Source organism: Allobosea sp. 01N443 (genome assembly GCF_056399325.1).
This window is the reverse complement of record NZ_JBFTRC010000077.1, coordinates 16,390-36,417: the sequence shown is the minus strand read 5'-3', so window position 1 is coordinate 36,417 and position 20,028 is coordinate 16,390. Positions and strand designations below refer to the sequence as shown.

The following is a 20,028-nucleotide window of genomic DNA, read 5'->3' as shown; positions in this document are numbered from 1 at the left end:
GTGCCGTCATCCGCCATGAGATTCGCCTATGCTGTTGTCGAAGCGTCAGGCGATGGGTGTAGCGAAACGGGCCGACCGGCGGAAGCCTGAACCCTGTTTGATTCAGATCGTAAATATGTAAACTATCGCCGAGCGGCGCAGGCCGACCCGTTGAAGAGGACAAACCGATGGATGAACTGATCTCCCGCATCGTGGCGGCTTCCGGTCTCGATGAAGGCCTCGCCCGCAAGGCGATCGGCATCATCCTCGCCTTCCTGCAGAAGGAAGGCCCGGCCACCGAGATCGAGCAGTTGATGTCCGCCCTGCCCGGCGCACAGGAGCTCGCCGATTCCGCCAATGGCGGCAAAGGCGGCCTGATGGGCATGGTCGGCGGCCTGATGGGCGGTGGCGGCGGCGTCATGGCGCTCGGCGGGCAGCTGATGGGAGCCGGGCTCTCAATGGGCCAGATCCAGAGCGTGTCCAAGGAGATGTTCGCGGTCGGCCGTGAAAAGGCCGGCGAAGATGCGATGGGCGCGATCGTCGGAGCGATTCCCGGACTCGGCCAGTTCGTCTGATCGCCATTCCGGCTTGAGGATCGAGCGCCGCCTGGCAACGGGCGGCGTTTTCGATTCGGTCGGGGGTTTGCGCACGCGGCGTTGGACGAAGTAGGGATGGCGGTGCGTCTGCGCACGTGGCATCACGCATTCGCAATTGCAGCATGCCGCAAGCAGGGAGACCGGCGCGCATGAACTCGGCCTCGACATCCGATCTGCCCTTCATGGAGGCCTTTCCGCTGCCCGACCAGGCGCAGTGGCGCGCGGCCGTCGACAAGGTTCTGAAGGGTGCCGATTTCGAGAAGCGCCTCGTCGGGCGGACGGCCGACGGCATCCGGATCGCGCCGCTCTATGCTGCGGCCAGCCCGCAGACACGGCCGGCGCGGTCACAGGCCCGGCGCTGGCAGGTCAGCGCGCGGATCGACCATCCGTCCCCCGCAGAAGCCCGCGATCTGGCGCTCGCCGATCTCGAAGGCGGCGCTGACGCGCTCGTTATCAGCTTTGCAGGCGCCCGCGCGGCCCGCGGCTATGGGCTGGTCGCCGATGATGTCGCCATGCTGGATGCCGCGCTCGACGGCGTGATGCTCGACCTGATCAGCCTGAGGATCGACCCCGCGGCGGGCGGACGCATCAATGCGCTCCTGCTTGCCGCGCTTGTCGAACGTCGTGGAATAGACCCCGCGACGACGACAATTGACTTCGGACTCGACCCGATCGGCATCCTCGCCAGCCAGGGCGTGTTCGCGGCTTCATGGCCCGAAATCGGCCGCCGCCTTGTCGAGACCATCGAGGCCCTGAAGGCGCGCGGATTTGCGGGCCCCTTCCTCACGGCCGATGCACGCCCCTATCAGGAGGCTGGCGCGACCGAGGCGCAGGAACTCGGCGCAGTCATGGCGACCGCGATCGCCTATCTGCGTGCGCTGGAAGCCGGCGGCATGCCGCTCGATCAGGCCCGCGACGCCATATCCTTCGTTCTCGTCGCCGATACCGACGAGTTCATGACCATCGCGAAGTTCCGCGCTGCTCGGCTGCTCTGGCAGCGCGTGCAGCAGGCCTGCGGGCTTGATCTCAAGCCCATGGCGCTGAACGCCGAGACGGCATGGCGCTCGCTGACCCGGCGCGACCCCTGGGTCAATCTGCTGCGTGCGACGGTCGCGACCTTCTCGGCCGGCATTGGCGGGGCGGACTCTCTCACCGTCCTKCCATTCACCGCCGCGCTCGGCTTACCCGATGCCTTGGCCCGCCGCGTCGCCCGCAACACCCAACTCGTCCTGCTGGAGGAGGCCAATCTCTGGCGCGTCGCCGACCCCGCCGCTGGGGCCGGCGGTTTCGAGGCTCTGACCCAGGCGCTATGYGAGCAGGCCTGGACCAAAATGCAGGATCTGGAGCGCGAAGCCAGTGACGGCCGACCCGGCATCGTCGCGGCACTGGCCAACGGACATGTTCAGCAGGGTCTTGCCCGCCAGCGCGATATCCGCGCCAAGTCGATCGCGACCCGCCGCGAGCCGATCACGGGAACCAGCGAGTTCCCGAATCTCGCGGAGGCTCCGGTCAAGGTGCTCGAGATTGCGCCGGTCAAGCGGACACGCTCCTCGCCATCGACGACCAGAGCGGCCGATCAGGACCAGGCGGCGTTGATCAGCCAGCTCGCAACGGGTGCGACGCGCGCGGATGCGGCAACGGCTCCCGAACAGGATGGGCTGAAGGTCGAAGCCCTACCCTCTGTGCGGCTTGCCGAGGCGTTCGAGGCCCTACGCGACAAGGCGGATGCGCTAACGCAAGAGCGCGGCAAGCGCCCGACCGTCTTCCTCGCGACGCTKGGGCCTGTCGCCGACTTCACGGCGCGCGCCGGCTTCGCGCGGAACCTGTTCGAGGCCGGAGGCCTCTCGGCTCCCGGCCATGACGGCTTCCCCGGCAATGGCGGGACCGACATTCCGGCACTTGTTGCGGCCTATCAGGCCTCGGGTGCGCGCCTCGCCTGCCTCTGCGGCTCGGATGCCGGCTATGCCTCCGAGGCAGTTGCCGCTTCGCAGGCACTGCGCGCCCAGGGCGCAACGGTCTGGCTCGCCGGCAAGCCCGGTGAATTGGAACCTGCGTTGAACCAGGTCGGTGTGGCCTCGTTCGTTTTTGCGGGAGCCGATGTCGTCGCCGCGCTTGAACAGGCGCAGGCGATCGCGGCTGCCTGATACGGAGAGCAGTGCCTTGACGCCCATCGCCCTCACCATTGCCGGCTCCGATTCCAGCGGCGGCGCCGGAATTCAGGCCGATCTCAAGACTTTCGCGGCGCATCGGGTCTATGGCGCCAGCGTCATCGTCGCGCTGACCGCGCAGAACACCATGGGCGTCACCGCGATCCACGCCGTGCCGGCCGGTTTCGTCGCCCAGCAGATCGACGCCGTCTTTTCCGATCTCGACGTGACGGCGGTGAAGATCGGCATGCTCGCCACGGCCGAACTGATCGAAACGGTTGCCGCGGGCCTGGTGAGGCACAAGGCCCGCAACATCGTGCTCGACCCGGTCATGGTCGCGGCTTCAGGGGCTCGTCTCCTCGAGGACAAGGCCGTTGACGCCATCCGACGCCTGCTTTTCCCGCTCGCGACGCTGGTCACGCCCAACCTGCCGGAAGCAGCGGCGCTGCTCGGCACCGCGATGGCGACAAGCGAAGCGGCGATCGACGAACAGGCCGAGAGGCTGATCGGCTTCGGCGCCGCGAACGTGCTGCTGAAGGGCGGGCATGGCAGCGGCGAGACCAGCACGGATCTGTTGCTCCTGGCTGGCGGCCAGCGCCAGCGCTTCAGCGCGCCGCGCCATGAGACGCGCAACACCCATGGCACCGGCTGCACATTGTCCTCGGCGATCGCGTCCGGCCTCGCCAAGGGATTGGCGCTGTCTGAAGCGGTCGGCCAGGCAAAGACCTATATCTCGGCGGCCATCGCGGCCGCCGATCAGGTTCCGGTTGGCCATGGCCATGGACCGGTGCATCATTTCCACCATTGGTGGGACAGGACCGACGGGAGTAAGCCATGACCGCGATCCCGGACTTCACGACGCTCGCCTTCGACGATCACGCCCCGGCAGCGGCACTGCTCCCGGCTGCGGCAGCCGAGCTCTGGCTGACGCCGGAGGGCATCCCGGTCAAACCCGTCTATACCGCGGCCGACCGCGACGGGCTTGGCTTCGTCGACAGCCTGCCGGGCCTGCCGCCCTATCTGCGCGGCCCCTACCCGACCATGTATGTGAACCAGCCCTGGACGATCCGGCAATATGCCGGCTTCTCCACGGCGGAGGATTCGAACGCCTTCTACCGGCGCAATCTCGCCGCCGGGCAGAAGGGGCTCTCGGTCGCCTTCGATCTCGCGACCCACCGCGGTTATGACAGCGACCATCCGCGCGTCGGCGGCGATGTCGGCATGGCAGGCGTCGCGATCGACTCGATCTACGACATGCGCACGCTGTTCTCCGGCATCCCGCTCGATCAGATGAGCGTGTCGATGACGATGAACGGCGCGGTCCTGCCGGTTCTCGCGCTCTATATCGTCGCGGCCGAGGAACAGGGCGTGCCGGCGRCCAAACTCTCGGGGACCATTCAGAACGACATCCTCAAGGAGTTCATGGTCCGCAACACCTATATCTATCCGCCCTCGCCCTCGATGCGGATCATCGGCGACATCTTCGCCTATACCTCGGCGAACATGCCGAAATTCAACTCGATCTCGATCTCCGGCTATCACATGCAGGAGGCGGGAGCGACGCAGGACCTGGAGCTCGCCTACACGCTTGCCGATGGCGTCGAGTATATCCGCGCCGGGCAGCAGGCCGGTCTCGGCGTCGATGTCTTCGCGCCGCGGCTCTCCTTCTTCTGGGCCATCGGCATGAACTTCTTCATGGAAGTGGCGAAACTGCGCGCAGCCAGGCTGATCTGGGCCAAGCTCGTCAAGGATTTCGGCGCCCAGAACGAAAAATCCCTGCCGCTGCGCACGCATTGCCAGACCTCCGGCTGGTCTCTGACCGCGCAGGATGTGTTCAACAACGTGCCGCGCACGATGATCGAAGCGATGGCGGCGACGCAGGGCCACACCCAGTCGCTCCACACCAATGCGCTCGACGAAGCGCTGGCGCTGCCGACCGACTTTTCCGCCCGGATCGCCCGCAACACCCAGATCCTGCTGCAGCAGGAGAGCGGCACGAGCCGGATCATCGATCCCTGGGGCGGTTCCTACTATGTCGAGCGGCTCACCGCCGAACTCGCGGCCAAGGCCTGGACCCATATCCAGGAGGTCGAGGCGCTCGGCGGCATGGCCAAGGCGATCGAGGCCGGTATTCCGAAGCTGCGCATCGAGGAAGCAGCCGCCAAGACCCAGGCGCGCATCGACGGCAAGCAGCAGGCGATCATCGGGGTCAATATCTTCAAGCCGGAGAACGAGGCCTCGATCGACGTGCTCAAGGTCGACAATGCCTCGGTTCGCACCCAGCAGCTCGACAAGCTCCGACGTCTCAAGGCCGAGCGAAACGAGGCCGAGACGCAAGCGGCGCTGACTGCGCTCACCCATGGCGCCACCGGCGACGCTAATCTGCTCGATCTCGCGGTCAAGGCGGCCCGCGCCAAGGCGACGGTCGGCGAGATTTCCATGGCGATGGAGACAGTCTTCGGGCGGCACCGGGCCGAGATCAAGTCGATTTCCGGCGTCTACAAGCGGGAGGTCGGCATGGAAAATCCGGCAGTGACACGCGTGCAGATGATGACTGAAGCCTTCGAGGAGGCCGATGGTCGCCGGCCGCGCATCCTCGTCGCCAAGATGGGCCAGGACGGACACGACCGCGGTCAGAAGGTGATCGCGTCGGCCTTCGCCGATCTCGGTTTCGACGTCGATATCGGACCACTTTTCGCGACGCCGGACGAGGCGGCGCGGCAGGCCGTGGAGAACGACGTCCATATCGTCGGCGTCTCCTCGCTGGCGGCGGGGCATCTGACGCTGGTGCCCGAACTGAAGGCAGCCCTGGGCAAGGCCGGCCGGCCCGACATCATGATCGTCGTTGGCGGCGTGATCCCGCCCCAGGATTTCGAGGCGCTGATCGAAGCCGGTGCGAGCGCGATCTTCCCGCCGGGGACCGTGATCGCCGATGCGGCCGAGAAGCTGCTCGAGGAACTCAACCAGCGGCTCGGCTACAGCCAGCGTACCGCTGCGGAATAGCAGACGGGCGCGGCTGGAAGAGCCGCGCCCGCGTCAGGATCACCAGCAATCGCTACACGAGATCAACGCCAGCCGTAGCCGTAGCTCTCGTAGTGACGGGGGCGGGCATAGCGCCGGTCGTCCTCGCCGAAGCGGCGCCACTGACGCTGTCCCCAATAGCCGTGGAACGCGGGCGGGGCCGGGCGCCAGCCATAGGCCGGGCGCTCCTGATAGCGGTCCCAGCGGCCGTCAAAGGCTGCGGCGGAGCCCGTCCCCGCGAGGCTTGCCGCGCCCAGGGTCGCAGCGCCGATGAGGAAGGTCGCGAGGCCGGCTGAGGCGAGTTTGCGGAACATGGTCCTGATCCTGTTTGGCGGCCAGGGCGATCCCCTTGCCTGACACCGACATTCGCACGTTCTGGCTGAACGGCCCTTGAGGGGGCCATTCACCAGCCGTTCAAGCGCTGGCCAATTGATCGCGCTTCAGGAGCAGCGAGGCCGCGATGACGACGAGCGCGACGGCGCCGATCATGATCGTGCAGGCCGCATTGATCTCAGGCGAGACGCCCAGCCTGACTGCGGAATAGAGCCGCATCGGCAGGGTCGTCGCGCCCGGACCGGTCGTGAAGCTCGCAATCACGAGATCGTCGAGCGAGAGCGTGAAGGCGAGCATCCAGGCGGCGGCGACCGCCGGCCAGATCAGCGGCAGGGTCACGGTCCAGAAGGTGACGACAGGAGTGGCGCCGAGATCGCGCGCCGCTTCCTCCAGCGAGCGGTCGAAGCCGGCGAGCCGCGACTGCACGACAATGCAGGCGAAGCCGAGGCTGAAGGTGGCGTGGGCGATCGTGACGGTCCAGAAGCCGCGCTCCACCTGCGCCGAGACGAAGAGCAGCAACAGCGACAGGCCGGTGATCACCTCCGGCATCACCAGCGGCGCCAGCACCATGCCGGAGAACAGGGTGCGCCCGCGAAAGGCGCCATAGCGTGCGAGCGCCAGCGCGGCCAACGTCCCGAGCGCGGTGGCGACTGTCGCCGAGACGAAGGCGAGACGGATGCTGAGCCAAGCTGCGGTGAGCAAGGGCTCGTTCRCCATCAACGCGCCATACCAATGCGTCGAGAACCCGCCCCAGACTGTCACCAGCCGGGAGGCATTGAAGGAATAGGCGATGAGCGCGAGGATCGGCAGGTAGAGAAAGGCGAAGCCCGCCACCAGCGCCATGATCAAACCGGGACCGAGCCGCTTCATGCCGCCCCTCCCCGCGTCAGCCGCGCCCGCTGCAGCAAGGCGAGCGGCGCGACCAGCACGAACAGCAGGACGACCGCGACGGCGGAGGCAAGCGGCCAGTCGCGGTTCGAGAAGAATTCGCTCCAGAGCGCCTTGCCGATCATCACGGTATCGGGGCCGCCGAGCAGATCGGGAATGACGAACTCACCGACCGCCGGAATGAAGACGAGCGCCGAACCCGCCAGGATGCCGGGGATGGACAGGGGCAGCGTCACCGTCGCGAAGGCGGTCGATGCCGGGGCACCGAGATCGGCGGCAGCCTCCAGCAGCGAGCGATCGAGCTTCTGCAGCGTCGCGAAGAGCGGCAGCACCATGAAGGGCAGGTAGGAATAGACCATGCCGATCAGCACGGCGGCTTCCGTGTTGAGCAACCGCAGCGGCTCGCTCGTCACACCCATGCCCGTCAGGACCATGTCGAGCAGCCCCTCAGGCCGCAGGATTCCGATCCAGGCGTAGACGCGGATCAGGAAGGAGGTCCAGAACGGCAGGATGACCAGCACCAGCAGGATGCCCTGCCAGCGCCTCGGCGCACTCGCCATCGCATAGGCCAGGGGATAGCCGATCGCGAGCGCGATCAGCGTCGTCAGCGCGGCGATACGCAGGGAGTAAAGATAGCTCTGCCAGTAGAGCGGGTCGTCACCAAGGAGCTTGAAGTTCTCGAGGTCCAGCGCAGCAATGAACTCGCCGAGCTGGGAGAAGCCCTGGAAATGCGGCGCATAGGGCGGCAGATCGGTCGCGGCGTCCGAGAACGCCATGCGCAGGACGATCGCAAAGGGCGCCAGGAAGAACAGCAGCAGCCAGAGATAGGGTACGGCCACGACCAGGCGGCCGAGCCGGCGCGCCGAAGCATTCCCCGTCCTCATGGCGGCAGGACCAGCCCGGCCTCAACATCCCAGGAGAGCCAGACCCTGTCCTCCCAGGCGAAGGGACGCTCGATCCGGCGGGTGCGGTTCGCAAGCGCAACCTTGAGCAATTGCCCGTCATCGCCGCCGACCATGACCTGCACCATGGTGAAATCGCCGAGATAGCCGATATCCCAGATCTCGCCGGCGACCTTGTTGACCGCCTGCACCGGCTCGTCATGGCTGAGCGTGATCTTTTCGGGCCTGAGGCCCACGAAGATCGTCTCTCCCGTGGCAAGCGAGGCCGTCTCCTCGTCGAGCTCGACCGCGCCGGCCATCGCCGTCTCGACCCTCACGATCTCGCCGGCGACGGATGTCACACGACCTTCGAGGATGTTGATGTCTCCGACGAATTCCGCGACGTAGCGGCTGGTCGGCGCCTCGTAGATCTCATCGGGCGGACCAATCTGAACGAGCCGGCCATGGTTCATCACCGCCATGCGGTCGGCCATGGTCATCGCCTCGTCCTGGTCGTGTGTGACGACCATGAAGGTGAGGCCGAGTTCGCTCTGCAGATCCATCAGCTCGAACTGAGTCGACTCGCGCAGCTTGCGATCGAGCGCCGCCATCGGCTCGTCGAGCAGCAAGAGCTTCGGACGTTTGGCGAGCGAGCGTGCCAATGCGACGCGCTGGCGCTGGCCGCCGGACAGCTGGTCCGGGCGACGCTTCCCGAGCCCGTCGAGCTTGACCAGAGCCAGCATCTCGGCGACGCGCCGCGAGATCTCCTCGCGCGGCAGCCCTTCCCGTCTCAGGCCATAGGCGATGTTGTCGCCGACGTTGAGATGCGGAAACAGCGCATAGGACTGGAACATCATGTTGATCGGCCGGCGATGCGGCGGCACGGCGGTGATGTCGACGCCATCGAGCAGGATCTCGCCGGCATCCGGCTGCTCGAACCCTGCCAGCATCCGCATCAGCGTGGTCTTGCCGCAGCCTGACGCGCCGAGCAGCGCGAAGAATTCGCGCGGGTAGAGCGCGAGCGACAGGTCGTCGACCGCCGTCACCGTGTCGAAGCGCTTGGTGACATTGCGGAAGACCACCAGCGGCTCCGCCGCTGGGTCATTCCATGGCTGGAAGGCCCGGCGAACGCTGCCGGGCGAAGCCTTGCGCTTCGCCCGGAGCGGAGCCGCAGCCCCGGCATCACGCGCGTTCATTTGCCGGTCTTGATGCGGGTCCAGAGCCGGTTGACCACCCTCTGGCTCTTCTGATCGTAGGGAGTGATCGTGTAGAGCCGGCTCATCACCGCCTCCGAGGGATAGATGCCGGGATTGTCGCGCACTGCCGCCGAAAGCAGCGGCTTCGAGGCGATATTGCCATTGGCATACTGGATGAAGTCGGAATTCTTCGCCGCCATCTCGGGCCGGTTGACGAAATCTATGAACTTCAGCGCGGCATCCGGATTGGCGGCATCCTTCGGAATGACGAAGGAATCGAACCACATCAGCGCGCCTTCCTTCGGGATGGAATAGGCGATCTCGACCTTGTTCTTGGCCTCTTCCGCCCGCTTCTTCGCCTGCAGGATGTCGCCGGAATAGCCGACCGCGAGGCAGATATCGCCATTGGCGAGAGCGTTGATGTATTCCGAGGAATGGAATTTCTGGATGTGCGGGCGGATCTTGCGCAGCAATTCGCCGGCCTTGTTCAGATCCGCTTCGTTCTTCGAATCCGGGTTCAGGCCGAGATAGCGCAGCGCCGCCGGGAACATCTCCTCGACCGCATCGAGGACGTGCACGCCGCAATTCGAGAGCTTCTTGAGCTGGTCGGGTTCGAACAGGATGCGCCAGGAATCGATCACTGCATCGGGGCCGAGCCGCTCCTTGATCTTGGCGACGTTGTAGCCGATGCCGGTCGTGCCCCACATGTAGTTCACGGCAAACTTGTTGCCGGGATCATATTTCGAAAGCCGTTGCTGAATCTCGGGCCAGGCGTTCTTCAGGTTCGGAACCTTGGCCGTATCGATCGGCGAGTAGAGATTGAGCGGGATATGGCGCGGCAGAAACGAGGCCGTGACCACGATCAGGTCATAGCCGGTCTTGCCCGCGAGCAACTTGGTCTCGACCGTCTCCATCTGGTCGAAGGTGTCGTAGACGACTGTGATGCCGGTTTCCTTCTTGAAGGCATCAAGCACCTCCGGATCGACATAGTCCGACCAGTTGAAAATGCGCAGCTGCTTGTCCTGCGCGCTAGCGGCCGTGCCCGAAACCAGCGCCCATCCAAGCGCAATGGCTGTCGCAAGGCCCTTCAGCCCCCGTACCGATGAACCCAATCTGCCCCTCCTTAGCGGGTGAATCTCCACCCGGCGCGCGGCACGCTATCAGCTTGCAGCGAAGCCTCAACCACCTTTTCGTGAAGTCATGTCGCAGTGTCTTTTCTTGCGATGCCGCAATCGGGCTCACTATCGTCCTGCGATGCATCATCTGCGCCGCGTCCTGGCTCTCTTTGTCGTCCTTTTCCTGCTGCCCGTCGCGACGCATGCGGCCTGGTGGCAATTGCAGCCGCTCGCGGCCGACTGGCGCCGGGCGGACTGGTCCAGCGCCAGGCTCCTGCCGGCCGCAGCAACCGTGCCCGAAGCGACGATCCATGTCTTCGCTGCCCGCGTCGGGCGCTGGCGCGGGATCTTCGCGCATCATTCCTGGCTGGTGGTCAAGGAGGCGGGCGCGAGCGCCTATACACGCTTCGATGTCGTCGGCTGGGGCAATCCTGTGCGCATCAACCATCGCGAGGCCGATGGCCGCTGGTTCGGCAACGTGCCGGAGCTGGTGACGGAGGTGAAGGGCGCCGCCGCCGAGGCGCTGATTCCGCGCATTCGCGCGGCCGTGCAGAGCTATGCCTATAGCACGTCAGGCAGCTATTCCGCCTGGCCGGGGCCCAATTCGAACAGCTTCGTGCAGCACGTGCTCGCCGAGATTCCCGAACTCGCCCATGCCCTGCCGCCAACGGCGATCGGGAAGGACTGGCGCGATGACGGCCTGTTCCTCGGCATGGCGCCGAGCCGCACCGGCATCCAGGTCTCGCTCTTCGGGGTCGCCGGCATCACGCTGGCCTGGGTCGAAGGCGTCGAGGTCAATCTGCTTGGGCTCGTCACCGGATTCGACATCCGCCAGCCGGCGCTGAAGCTGCCGGGCTGGGGAAGAGTGGGCGTCTAGGCGCGCTCGGCATGCTGCCAAATCAGCCGCGGCATGCTCGCAATTTGGCAAGCAGGGATGGCCGGTTCGAGACCGGCCATGATGCTCCAGATCAGACCGCCTCGAAGGCCTGCGCCAGATCCGAGATCAGGTCCTCGATATTCTCGATGCCGACCGAGATCCGGATCAGGGCATCGGTGAGCCCGATCTCCTCCCGCAATTCGCGGGCGACCCCCGAATGGGTCATCGCGGCGGGATGCGAGACGAGCGTCTCCGTGCCGCCGAGGCTKACCGCGAGCTTCATGATCTGAAGATTGTCGAGCAGCGCGAACGCTTCCTTCTCGCCACCMTTGACGTCGAAGGAGAAGGTCGAGCCCGGCGCCGAGCATTGCTTGTCGAAGACCGGCTTGCGCGGATCGCCATCCTTCAGATCGCCAAGGTAATGCAGCTTGGCAACCTTGGGATGGCTCGCGAGATACTCCGCCACAAGTCGGGCGTTCTCGTTGGCGCGGCTCATGCGGATGTCGAGCGTCTCCAGCGAACGCATCAGCATCCAGCAGGAATTCGGATCAAGCTGCGTGCCGAGCGACGAGCGCCAGCCCTTGACCTGGCGGACGAGCGCATCCTTGCCGCTGATCGAGCCGCCGACGAGATCGCTATGCCCGCCGACATATTTGGTGAGCGACAGCAGCGAGAGATCGGCGCCATGCTGCAGCGGCTTCTGGAATTTCGGGCCGAGCATGGTGTTGTCGACCACCACGGGCGGGCGATGCCCCTGCGACTTCTCGAGCTCGTCGGCGATCATCGCGCAGGCTGCGAGATCGACCAGCCCATTGGTCGGGTTGGCCGGCGTCTCGACCAGGATCATCCCGACGCGCCCCTTGGCGGCAGCGGCCTTGGCGGTCGCACGCATCTGCGCGACATCGACGCCGTCGGTGAAGCCGAAAGGCGTCACCCCGAAGGCGCCCATCTGGTTCTTCAGCAGCGTCTCGGTGCCGCCATAGAGCGGCCGGCTGTGGATGACGGTGTCGCCCGGGCGCAGGAAGGCGAAGCAGGTCGTTGCGATGGCCGCCATGCCGCTGGCGAAGACCGCGCAGCGTTCGGCCTCGTCCCAGATTGCCAGGCGATCCTCGAGGATCTCCATGTTCGGATGGTTGAAGCGCGAATAGACCAGGCCGGACTTCTCGCCGGGCTTGAGCTGGCGGCGCCCCGAGGTGAGGTCGAAGAAATCCTTGCCCTGCTGCGCGCTCTCGAAAACGAAGGTCGAGGTCAGGAAGACCGGCGGCTTGAGCGAACCCTCCGACATCGCCGGCGAGTAGCCATAGCCCATCATCAGCGTCTCGGGATGGAGCTTGCGGTTGGCGATGCGGTCCTTGTGATAATTGTCCTGGCTCATCGCACTCTCCTCTGCCGGTCAGGCTGCCGACCTTGCGGCACCAGAAAGGCAGGTTAGGCCGATCCGCGCGGCATTGCATGAATGATCCCGTCGGGATTACATCCCGTTTGCGCATCTTCCTGCTCAGATATCGAATTCGAGGAGCATCTTATGCTCGATACGACAGACCGCCGTATGCTTGCCGTGCTGCAGGAGGACGGACGCATCACCAATCAGGACCTGTCGCAGAAGATCGGCCTGTCGCCGACGCCCTGCCTGCGCCGGCTGAAGCGACTGGAAGAGACGGGCGTGATCAGGGGCTATGCCGCGGTCGTCGATCCCAAGGCCTATGGCCTACCCTTCAGCGTCTTTGTCTCGATCCGCCTGAGCCAGCAGACCCAGGAGCATATCAGCGAGTTCGAGAAGGCCGTCGAGAGCTGGAATGAGGTTGCGGAGTGCTACCTGATGACCGGGTCTCAGGATTACCTTTTGCGGGTGCTGACGGACGGGATCGAGGGCTATGAGCGCTTCCTGAAGCAGAAAATCACGCGGCTGAAATGCATCCACTCGGTCGAATCCAATTTCGCGATGGCGACCATCAAGAAGCGCAACGGCCTGCCACCGCTCTGAGCCCTATCTGCCGCCAAACAGCGCCTGCGCCGCCGCATTCGCCATCTTCCCCTGCTCATGACCGACGCCCGGCACGACGATTTCGCGCCATGGGCTTGCAACACCGAGGCGCTTGGCTTCTGCGGCTGCAACTCGCGTGAAATTCTCTCCACGCGCGAAGCGGTTGGAGCCTTGCGCCTCTGCGCCCCTGGACTTGTTGAGTTGCGGGTGGCCCGGGTCGGTATCCTGATCGCCCAGCATGATCAGCATCGGTTTGGCGAGGGCGGCCTTCGTGCTCGCCTCGGTCGCCGGCGTGCCGTCGAGCGAATAGGGGTAGCTGAAGCCGCCGGCCGCCTCTTTGCCGACAGGCAATGTGTAGTAGCCGGCATTGGCGGTGACCGCTGTCGAGAACCGCGCCTCCGGCATCAGGATCGCCATGCGGTGGACGAACTGCGCCCCGGCTGAATGGCCAAACAGCACATAGCCCGTGTCCGTGACACGACTGCTCTTCAAGGCCTGGTCATAGAAGCGCTCGATGACCGAGTAGACCCATTTCGCCCGGTCCGGCTCCCCCTGGACTCCGCCCTGCTGATAGAGGCGTGTCGGAAAGCGCTCCTTGTCGAAATGCGGGGCGGCAATGATCAGGCCGTGCCGGTCTGCCGCCTCGACCCAGCTGTCGCGCGCCGACGCGGCGTTGCGCAGCAGTCCGTGCAGCGAGATCACCAGTGGGCAGCGCTTGTCGGCGCAGGCCTGCGGCACATAGGTCTCGATGTTGATGGTCTCGGTACCGGTGGGCGAAACGTCCTCATGCAGGACATGCGAGCGCCCGGCTTCCTGGAACGGGGTCAGGTCATGCGCCTGCCCGGCCAGAGGCATGAGCACAAGCAGGCACGCAGCGCGCAACAACACTCGTGGCATCGACGTCCCCCTGAAGGCAGCGCGATGCTGCCCCCAAGACGAACCGCTCCGCAAGCCTCAGGAGCCTGTACGGTCCATGGCGCGCCGCACCACCTGCGTCACTTCGCTGTCCGTCAGGAACAGATCATGCCTCAGCATGCTCCAGCCGCGGCCGGAAGTGTCGGCGACACGCACGCCCAGAGCCTCGAGCCGCGAGCGCTCGGCCGCGCCGGCCCGCGCCACGCCACCGGCGATACGCGAGGAGATGGCGAGGGCCCTGTCATCGGGGTCGATGATCAGGGTCATGCGCTGGGCAAGCGGACCCAGCCGCGAGACCGTCTGCTCGAACGCGTCGATGTCGATATCGGGCGATGCGAAGACGATCGAGCCGATCTGCGAGGAGACGTCGGCGGAGTCCCGGAGCTCCCGCAGGCCTTCCAGCGTCAGGAATGTGCCCATCGAATGCGCGACGATGTGGATGCGCCCCACGGTCGGGTTGGCGACGAGGGCGCGCAAGGCCTGGACGAAGCCCTCGCGCGACCACAGCGCGCTCTCGCGGTCATAGCCGTAGTCGAAGAGCTTGCCGCCGGAGGGCCAGGTGAAGAGCGCGGTGCGCCCCTGGAACTTCAGCGCATGCGAAAGCTGCCCGGCGCTGCGGGCGGCGGATTCGAATGTCTCGTTATAGCCGTGGACGTAGAGCAGCACGTCACGCCCGGTCGCAGCCTCGCCGAAGGCACGGGCCGCATTGGTCGAGGTCCGGTTGCTGACACCGACGACGCGCCAGTCGCTGCCGACGGTCGCCGCGACAACCCCGCGTCCCGGAGGGGAAAGCCGCGCTTCGGCGAAACTCAGGCCCGTGCCACGATCCGGCCCGAAGAACGGCTCGCGGTCACCGAGAGACTTTCGCGTGGTCGCGACCAGGAGCACCGGCTCCCTGCCGAAAGGGGACGACTCCGCATGGGCCGTTTCCGAGAATGGCGAGATCGCCGCCTCTGTCTGCGCGCAGGCCGACAATGCGAGCGAAAGCAGCGCTGCAAGCGCAACGAAGCGACGGGAAGGGGCGTGCCGCGCAGCGGACATGGGCGATCGAGAATTCCAGTGTTGCAGGAATGCGGGCGGAAATGGCCAGCCCGGCCTTAAGGCCAAGCTAACGCGGCCATAATGGGGCAACCTTGCAGCAATCTTCGCGCAAGGCTCGCGCGTGTCCCTGGTGCAACAGCCGCTCTATTGCTGGATAATCGCAGCCGGGGCCGTGACCACGAGCTCCAGCGTGCCGCCGACGGTGCCGACCACGCCGCCGGCGATATCGCCCAGGCGATCGCCGAATTGAGGGCCGCGCATTGCGATTCCCCTGTCCGCCTGCAGTCGCTTGCCGATCATCTGGACGACCTTGGGCGAGGCGGCGAACTTGCCGTGGTTGAGATTGTCGCTGGTCGAAACATCGGACAGATCGATGATATCGACCCCGGATTTCGCCAGCTCCGCGACCGTATCCTTGTCGCTCGCGGAAATCGCCCCCAGGCGCTTCTTGTCGCCGGCGAAGCGGCGCGAAAATTCGAGCGCCTTGTCGTCGGCCGAGACAAAGACCGTCACCGGCGTCTTGATCTCGCGCATCACGGTCTTGAACACATCGAGATCGACATCGGGCGCAGCCAACATGACGTTGCGGAGCTTTCCGCCGAAATTGCCGTCGCCGCGAATGGATGCCTGCCGCAGGGTTTCCAGCGTCAGCTGCGTTCCCATGGAATGGGCGAGGATGTCGATGCGGCTCGGACCGAGGTCCTTGGCGATCGCGCGCAGGTTCATCTCGAGGAAATCGCGGGAATAGAAGGCGCTTTCCCGGTCGTAAGGGTAGGCCAATAGCTGCCCGCGCGAGGGCCAGGTGAACAGCACCGGCACGCCCTTGAAATCCGAGTCATGGACGATCTGGGCGAAACGATAGGCCGCATCGGCAAAGCTCGTGTTGTAGCCGTGAACGAAGACGAGGACCTCGCGCTCCTTTGCCGGCCTTGCCGCGATCTCGCGCCGGACGCGCGCGACAATCGGGGAGAGGTCGATCCGCTCCACCGAAGTCACCGCGAAATGCTCGGCCGGGTTGGTCTTGCCGTAGCTGCCGGGAAGCTCGAGCTCACCCGACTTGTGCGCCTTCGGCACCGAGATATCGATCTTGGCGAAGGAGAGGTGTTGTCCCCGTTCTCCGGTGAAATATTGCGGTTCCGCCCCCATCTCACGGGTCGAGGCCACGAAAATCCGCACGGTCCCGACGATATCGGCTGGATTGACGCTGGTGAGCGACAGGTCTCTGGGCGGGCCGCCGCATGCCGCGAGGCCAAGTGGAGCCAGCAAGGCCAGCGCAATCAATCGAACCCGGAACGCCGCACGCATCATGACCGATCTCGTCTCATTGACGTTGCGGATGTTCAAGAGGCGCGGATGACACAGTGATGACCGAACTCGCGGCTTGTCGCCCGAGCCCAAGGCTTGCTAGGTGCCTGTCATGGCTGACGTCTCCACCCTCGCCGATGCAATTCTCTCCGGTGAACGGGCGGCCCTGGCGCGTGCCATCACGCTCGTGGAATCCCGCCGGGCCGATCATCGCAGGCAGGCCCATGCCCTGATCCAGCAGGTGCTGCCGCACACCGGAAAATCGATCCGGGTCGGCATCACCGGCGTTCCCGGGGTCGGCAAGTCGACCACCATCGATGCACTCGGCACCTACCTGACAGGGCTCGGTCACAAGGTCGCCGTGCTGGCGGTCGATCCATCCTCGACGCGGAGCGGCGGTTCGATCCTGGGTGACAAGACGCGGATGGCCCGCCTTGCCATCGACCCCAGCGCCTATATCCGCCCCTCCCCGTCTTCCGGCACGCTCGGTGGCGTCGCAGCCAAGACGCGCGAAACGATGCTGCTCTGYGAGGCCGCCGGCTTCGACGTCATCCTGGTCGAGACGGTGGGCGTCGGCCAGTCGGAGACCGCGGTCGCCGATCTCACCGATTTCTTTCTCGTGCTGATGCTGCCCAATGCCGGCGACGAATTGCAGGGCATCAAGAAGGGCATCATCGAGCTCGCCGACATGATCGCCGTCAACAAGGCGGACGGCGCCGGAGCCGTGGCGGCGAAGGCCGCAGCGGCGCAGTACCGCGCGGCCCTGCACATTCTCGCTCCCGTATCGAGCGTCTGGTCCACTCCGGTGGTGACGGTCTCGGGGCTGACGGGCGATGGGCTCGACACGCTCTGGGCGAAGGTCGAGGATCATCGCCAGCGGATGGGTGCGAGGAACCTGATCCAGGAGAAGCGTCGCCAGCAGGACGTCAAATGGATGTGGGCCATGGTCGAAGACCGCCTGCGCGCCAGGCTCCGCCATGATCCCGTCCTCAAGGCACGGACCCCCGCGCTTGAAGCAGCCGTCGGGGCAGGAGAACTCAACCCCACCCTGGCGGCCGACGAGATCGCGCGGGCGCTCGGCCTTTGAGGTGAGTGATCGCGACGGATGGGGCTGGCCGGCCGGCGCGCGGGCCTGAAACGGCACAACCAGGCCGGCACGCGGCTTGTAAGCCTGCGGCGTCATGGAGGCCCTCATGGCGATTTCTCGACGTTCCCTGCTGGCCGCGACCGTTTTTGGGACAGCAGGATCCGTTGTTCCGGCGGCGGCACAGCAGGCACCGCGGAGCGAACCGGCGCGCGCGCTCGGTCAGCTCGGACTGGAGGCTACTCATTTCGGACTGCGCCCCGGCTCCGCCGACGATCAGTCACGGCCGCTTCAGAATGCGCTCGCGGAAGCGGCCAGGCGCGGCGCGCCCTTGCTGCTGCCGCCGGGGCGCTATCGCGTGTCCAACGTCATCCTGCCCGAGGGCTCACGGCTGGTCGGTGTCCCCGGCGCCACGCAGCTCGTCGCGGCGCAAGCAGGCCCGCTGCTCATCGCCCGCCGCATCAAGCGCACGGCGCTGACAGGGCTCAGTCTCGACGGGCTCGACATCCGCGCCAGCGAGCGAGCCGGACTTGTGGCCGCCGAGGAGGTCCTGGAGCTCACCCTGAATGAATGCGAGTTCGCCAATGCGGGCTCGGTCGGCCTCGTCCTGACCCGAACAGCGGGGCGGATCCAGGCCAGCAGGTTTCGCAGCATGCGCGAATCGGCGCTGTTCTCGCTCGATTCGCGCGGGCTCTCGATCGAAGGCAACCAGATCGAGGATTGCGGCAATAACGGTATCCAGATCTGGCGCAGCCAGGCGGGCGACGATCAGTCRCTCATTCGCGGCAATCGGATCAACCGCATCCGTTCGGATTCCGGCGGTGACGGGCCTAATGGCAACGGCATCAGCCTGTTCCGCGCCGGCGGTGTCATCATCGAGAGCAACAGCCTGCGCGACTGCGCGCTGACCTTCATCCGGAACAACTCCGGTTCGACCGTGCAGATCATYGGCAACCAGGGCAAGCGCTGCGGCGAGACCGCGCTCTATTCGGAATTCGCCTTCGAGGGCGCCATCATCAGCGGCAATCTGCTGGAGGATTGCGCCATGGGCATAAACGTCACCAATCTCGACCATGGCGGGCGGCTCGCCGTCGTCGCCAACAACATCATCAGCAACGCCCAGAAGGGTTATGCCCCGAAAGGCAAGGAGCCGGTCGGGGGCATGGGCGTGCATGTCGAGGCGGAGGCCGCCGTGACCGGCAATGTCGTGGAGAATGCCAGCGATGTCGGCATCTCGCTCGGCTGGTCCTGGGCCATGCGCAACCTCGTGGCCACCGGCAACATCGTTCGCAAGACCGGGATCGGCATCTCGGTCTCGCTGGTGCCGAAGGAACGCAACGCCCTGATCGCCAACAATGTCATTGCGGACGCGAAGCTCGGTGCCGTCCTCGGCACCGAATACGGCACGATCGTCACTGGCGACCTGACGCAAGGCGCTGACAAGCGGGCGACCGGCATCCGTGTCGAGAACAACGCGGTGAGCTGAAGCACCGGCCCGAAAGTGGATAGCTGTTCTTCAGGAAAGCCGACGCGATCACAAAAGGGTAGACGATCGGACCGGATACGATATCCGATCCGATGATTTAAGCGCTGGCTGCCGCCCTCACGCGCCCGACCTCGATGCCGTTCCAGTTCTTCAGGACGCTTTCGCGCAGCGGCGCAAAGCTCGCCGCCTCCGTCTCGCTCATCGGCAGGAAGCGCGCGATCAGCGAGGCCATCACCACCTCGGCCGCGCGCCCTGCCCCGTCATCGCATTTCAGCGCAATGCCGAGCCCGAGTTCCGGAATCGCGCCGCAATAGACGCCTTCCGCGCCGGTCTTGATGAAGATGCGCTCGCGCAGGAGTTCCATCGCGCGCGTGTCGAACCGGCCGGTTCCCGCGACCATGAAGGGGTGAGCAGCGACCGCCTTGCGGATGCGCAGTGCGGCCTCGGCGCGCTTCGGCCCAAGCCCGTGGCCGGAGCCGAGACGGGCGAAGCCCAGCGCCAGCGACGTCAGCGGCACGGCATAGGTCGGAATCGAGCAGCCGTCGGTGCCCATGAGATCGGCGGAGTGGGCCGCGCCTGTCACCTCTTCGAGCGCGCCGCGCACCGCCTTCTGGACGGCGTGGCCGGCCTTGACGTAGCCGGTCGGGTCCTCATCCAGGCCGCAGGACAGGCAGACGAAACCGGCATGCTTGCCCGAACAGTTGTTGTTGAGAGCGGTCGGTTCCTGGCCTGCCTTGGAAATGGCGCGCGCCGCAGCCTCGTTCATCGGCCAATGCGCGCCGCATTCGAGGCAACCGGCATCGCGACCGGCCTTCCTCAGCATGCCGAGCGAGGTTTCGGCATGAGCCGGCTCGCCGGAATGCGAGGCGACGGCAAGCGCGATCTCGGCTTCGGTCAAACCGTAGCGGTCGGCAGCGCCGCTCTCGAACAGCGGCAGGGCCTGGATCGCCTTCACCGCCGAGCGCGGGAACACGGGGCGCTCGACATCCCCCAGCGAAAGCACCACAGCGCCGTCCGCATCGACCACGATTGCAGCGCCGCGATGGCGCGATTCGACGACGGCGCCGCGCATCACCTCGGCAAGAACGGGGTTTTCCATAACGATCTCCAAGCTCGCAGAGGCCATGCACATGGTGCCCAGCCTTGTGGCGTTTGCGGCTCGACCTGTCAAAAGCCATAG

At 65.8% G+C, this 20,028-nt stretch carries 18 protein-coding genes; 8 read left to right on the top strand and 10 right to left on the bottom strand.

Annotated features, from left to right (window positions below):
* The first annotated feature begins 167 nt into the window (after positions 1-167).
* The 4 genes from AC1DRP_RS19295 to scpA all read left to right on the top strand — a co-directional run bounded on the left by AC1DRP_RS19295 (position 168) and on the right by scpA (position 5,725).
* On the top strand, positions 168-554 hold the full coding sequence (locus tag AC1DRP_RS19295; RefSeq protein WP_113514613.1) for a DUF2267 domain-containing protein: 387 nt from the start codon (positions 168-170) through the stop codon (positions 552-554).
* Positions 555-724: 170 nt separating this feature from the next.
* Positions 725-2,719, top strand: a complete 1,995-nt coding sequence (locus tag AC1DRP_RS19290; RefSeq protein ID WP_476769296.1) for a methylmalonyl-CoA mutase family protein — start codon at positions 725-727, stop codon at positions 2,717-2,719.
* A gap of 16 nt (positions 2,720-2,735) precedes the next feature.
* Entirely contained in the window at positions 2,736-3,560 is an 825-nt protein-coding gene (thiD, locus tag AC1DRP_RS19285) for a bifunctional hydroxymethylpyrimidine kinase/phosphomethylpyrimidine kinase (protein ID WP_476769295.1), read from the top strand.
* Positions 3,557-5,725, top strand: a complete 2,169-nt coding sequence (gene scpA / locus AC1DRP_RS19280; RefSeq protein ID WP_476769294.1) for a methylmalonyl-CoA mutase — start codon at positions 3,557-3,559, stop codon at positions 5,723-5,725. Before thiD ends, scpA begins: the two co-directional genes overlap by 4 nt.
* Positions 5,726-5,787: 62 nt before the next feature.
* On the opposite strand, the gene AC1DRP_RS19275 is transcribed toward scpA, so the two are convergent.
* The 5 genes from AC1DRP_RS19275 to AC1DRP_RS19255 form a co-directional block, all read right to left on the bottom strand.
* Positions 5,788-6,057: a hypothetical protein gene (locus AC1DRP_RS19275; protein ID WP_476769293.1), complete on the bottom strand. Its 270-nt coding sequence runs from the start codon at positions 6,055-6,057 to the stop codon at positions 5,788-5,790.
* A gap of 100 nt (positions 6,058-6,157) precedes the next feature.
* Positions 6,158-6,946 (bottom strand): ABC transporter permease, encoded by a 789-nt coding sequence (locus AC1DRP_RS19270; RefSeq protein WP_476769292.1) that lies wholly within the window; start codon positions 6,944-6,946, stop codon positions 6,158-6,160.
* Positions 6,943-7,809 (bottom strand): ABC transporter permease, encoded by an 867-nt coding sequence (locus AC1DRP_RS19265; RefSeq protein WP_476769298.1) that lies wholly within the window; start codon positions 7,807-7,809, stop codon positions 6,943-6,945. Before AC1DRP_RS19265 ends, AC1DRP_RS19270 begins: the two co-directional genes overlap by 4 nt.
* A 35-nt stretch (positions 7,810-7,844) precedes the next feature.
* Entirely contained in the window at positions 7,845-9,041 is a 1,197-nt protein-coding gene (locus AC1DRP_RS19260) for an ABC transporter ATP-binding protein (protein WP_476769291.1), read from the bottom strand.
* Positions 9,038-10,153, bottom strand: a complete 1,116-nt coding sequence (locus AC1DRP_RS19255; RefSeq protein ID WP_476769290.1) for a polyamine ABC transporter substrate-binding protein — start codon at positions 10,151-10,153, stop codon at positions 9,038-9,040. Before AC1DRP_RS19255 ends, AC1DRP_RS19260 begins: the two co-directional genes overlap by 4 nt.
* Before the next feature lie 142 nt (positions 10,154-10,295).
* Here AC1DRP_RS19255 and AC1DRP_RS19250 point away from each other — a divergent pair, with 142 nt between their 5' ends.
* Positions 10,296-11,033: a DUF3750 domain-containing protein gene (locus tag AC1DRP_RS19250; RefSeq protein ID WP_441506621.1), complete on the top strand. Its 738-nt coding sequence runs from the start codon at positions 10,296-10,298 to the stop codon at positions 11,031-11,033.
* A gap of 91 nt (positions 11,034-11,124) precedes the next feature.
* Here AC1DRP_RS19250 and AC1DRP_RS19245 read toward each other — a convergent pair whose 3' ends face one another.
* Positions 11,125-12,408: a cystathionine gamma-synthase family protein gene (locus tag AC1DRP_RS19245; protein ID WP_476769289.1), complete on the bottom strand. Its 1,284-nt coding sequence runs from the start codon at positions 12,406-12,408 to the stop codon at positions 11,125-11,127.
* Positions 12,409-12,558: 150 nt separating this feature from the next.
* Between AC1DRP_RS19245 and AC1DRP_RS19240 the strand changes: the two genes are divergently transcribed.
* Positions 12,559-13,017, top strand: a complete 459-nt coding sequence (locus tag AC1DRP_RS19240; RefSeq protein ID WP_441489131.1) for an Lrp/AsnC family transcriptional regulator — start codon at positions 12,559-12,561, stop codon at positions 13,015-13,017.
* Positions 13,018-13,020: 3 nt separating this feature from the next.
* Here the strand turns inward: AC1DRP_RS19240 and AC1DRP_RS19235 are convergent, their stop codons facing one another.
* The 3 genes from AC1DRP_RS19235 to AC1DRP_RS19225 form a co-directional block, all read right to left on the bottom strand.
* On the bottom strand, positions 13,021-13,914 hold the full coding sequence (locus tag AC1DRP_RS19235) for an alpha/beta hydrolase family protein (RefSeq protein ID WP_441506623.1): 894 nt from the start codon (positions 13,912-13,914) through the stop codon (positions 13,021-13,023).
* Positions 13,915-13,971: 57 nt separating this feature from the next.
* Positions 13,972-14,973, bottom strand: a complete 1,002-nt coding sequence (locus tag AC1DRP_RS19230; RefSeq protein WP_441489129.1) for an alpha/beta hydrolase — start codon at positions 14,971-14,973, stop codon at positions 13,972-13,974.
* A gap of 144 nt (positions 14,974-15,117) precedes the next feature.
* Entirely contained in the window at positions 15,118-16,281 is a 1,164-nt protein-coding gene (locus AC1DRP_RS19225) for an alpha/beta hydrolase (RefSeq protein ID WP_476769288.1), read from the bottom strand.
* 109 nt (positions 16,282-16,390) lie between these two features.
* Between AC1DRP_RS19225 and meaB the strand changes: the two genes are divergently transcribed.
* Positions 16,391-17,365 carry a methylmalonyl Co-A mutase-associated GTPase MeaB gene (gene meaB / locus AC1DRP_RS19220; protein WP_441506625.1) on the top strand — a complete coding sequence of 325 codons (975 nt, stop codon included), beginning with the start codon at positions 16,391-16,393 and terminating at the stop codon, positions 17,363-17,365.
* A gap of 106 nt (positions 17,366-17,471) precedes the next feature.
* Positions 17,472-18,848: a TIGR03808 family TAT-translocated repetitive protein gene (locus AC1DRP_RS19215; protein ID WP_441506626.1), complete on the top strand. Its 1,377-nt coding sequence runs from the start codon at positions 17,472-17,474 to the stop codon at positions 18,846-18,848.
* Positions 18,849-18,945: 97 nt separating this feature from the next.
* On the opposite strand, the gene AC1DRP_RS19210 is transcribed toward AC1DRP_RS19215, so the two are convergent.
* Positions 18,946-19,947, bottom strand: a complete 1,002-nt coding sequence (locus tag AC1DRP_RS19210) for an asparaginase (RefSeq protein ID WP_441506627.1) — start codon at positions 19,945-19,947, stop codon at positions 18,946-18,948.
* Positions 19,948-20,028: the final 81 nt, after the last annotated feature.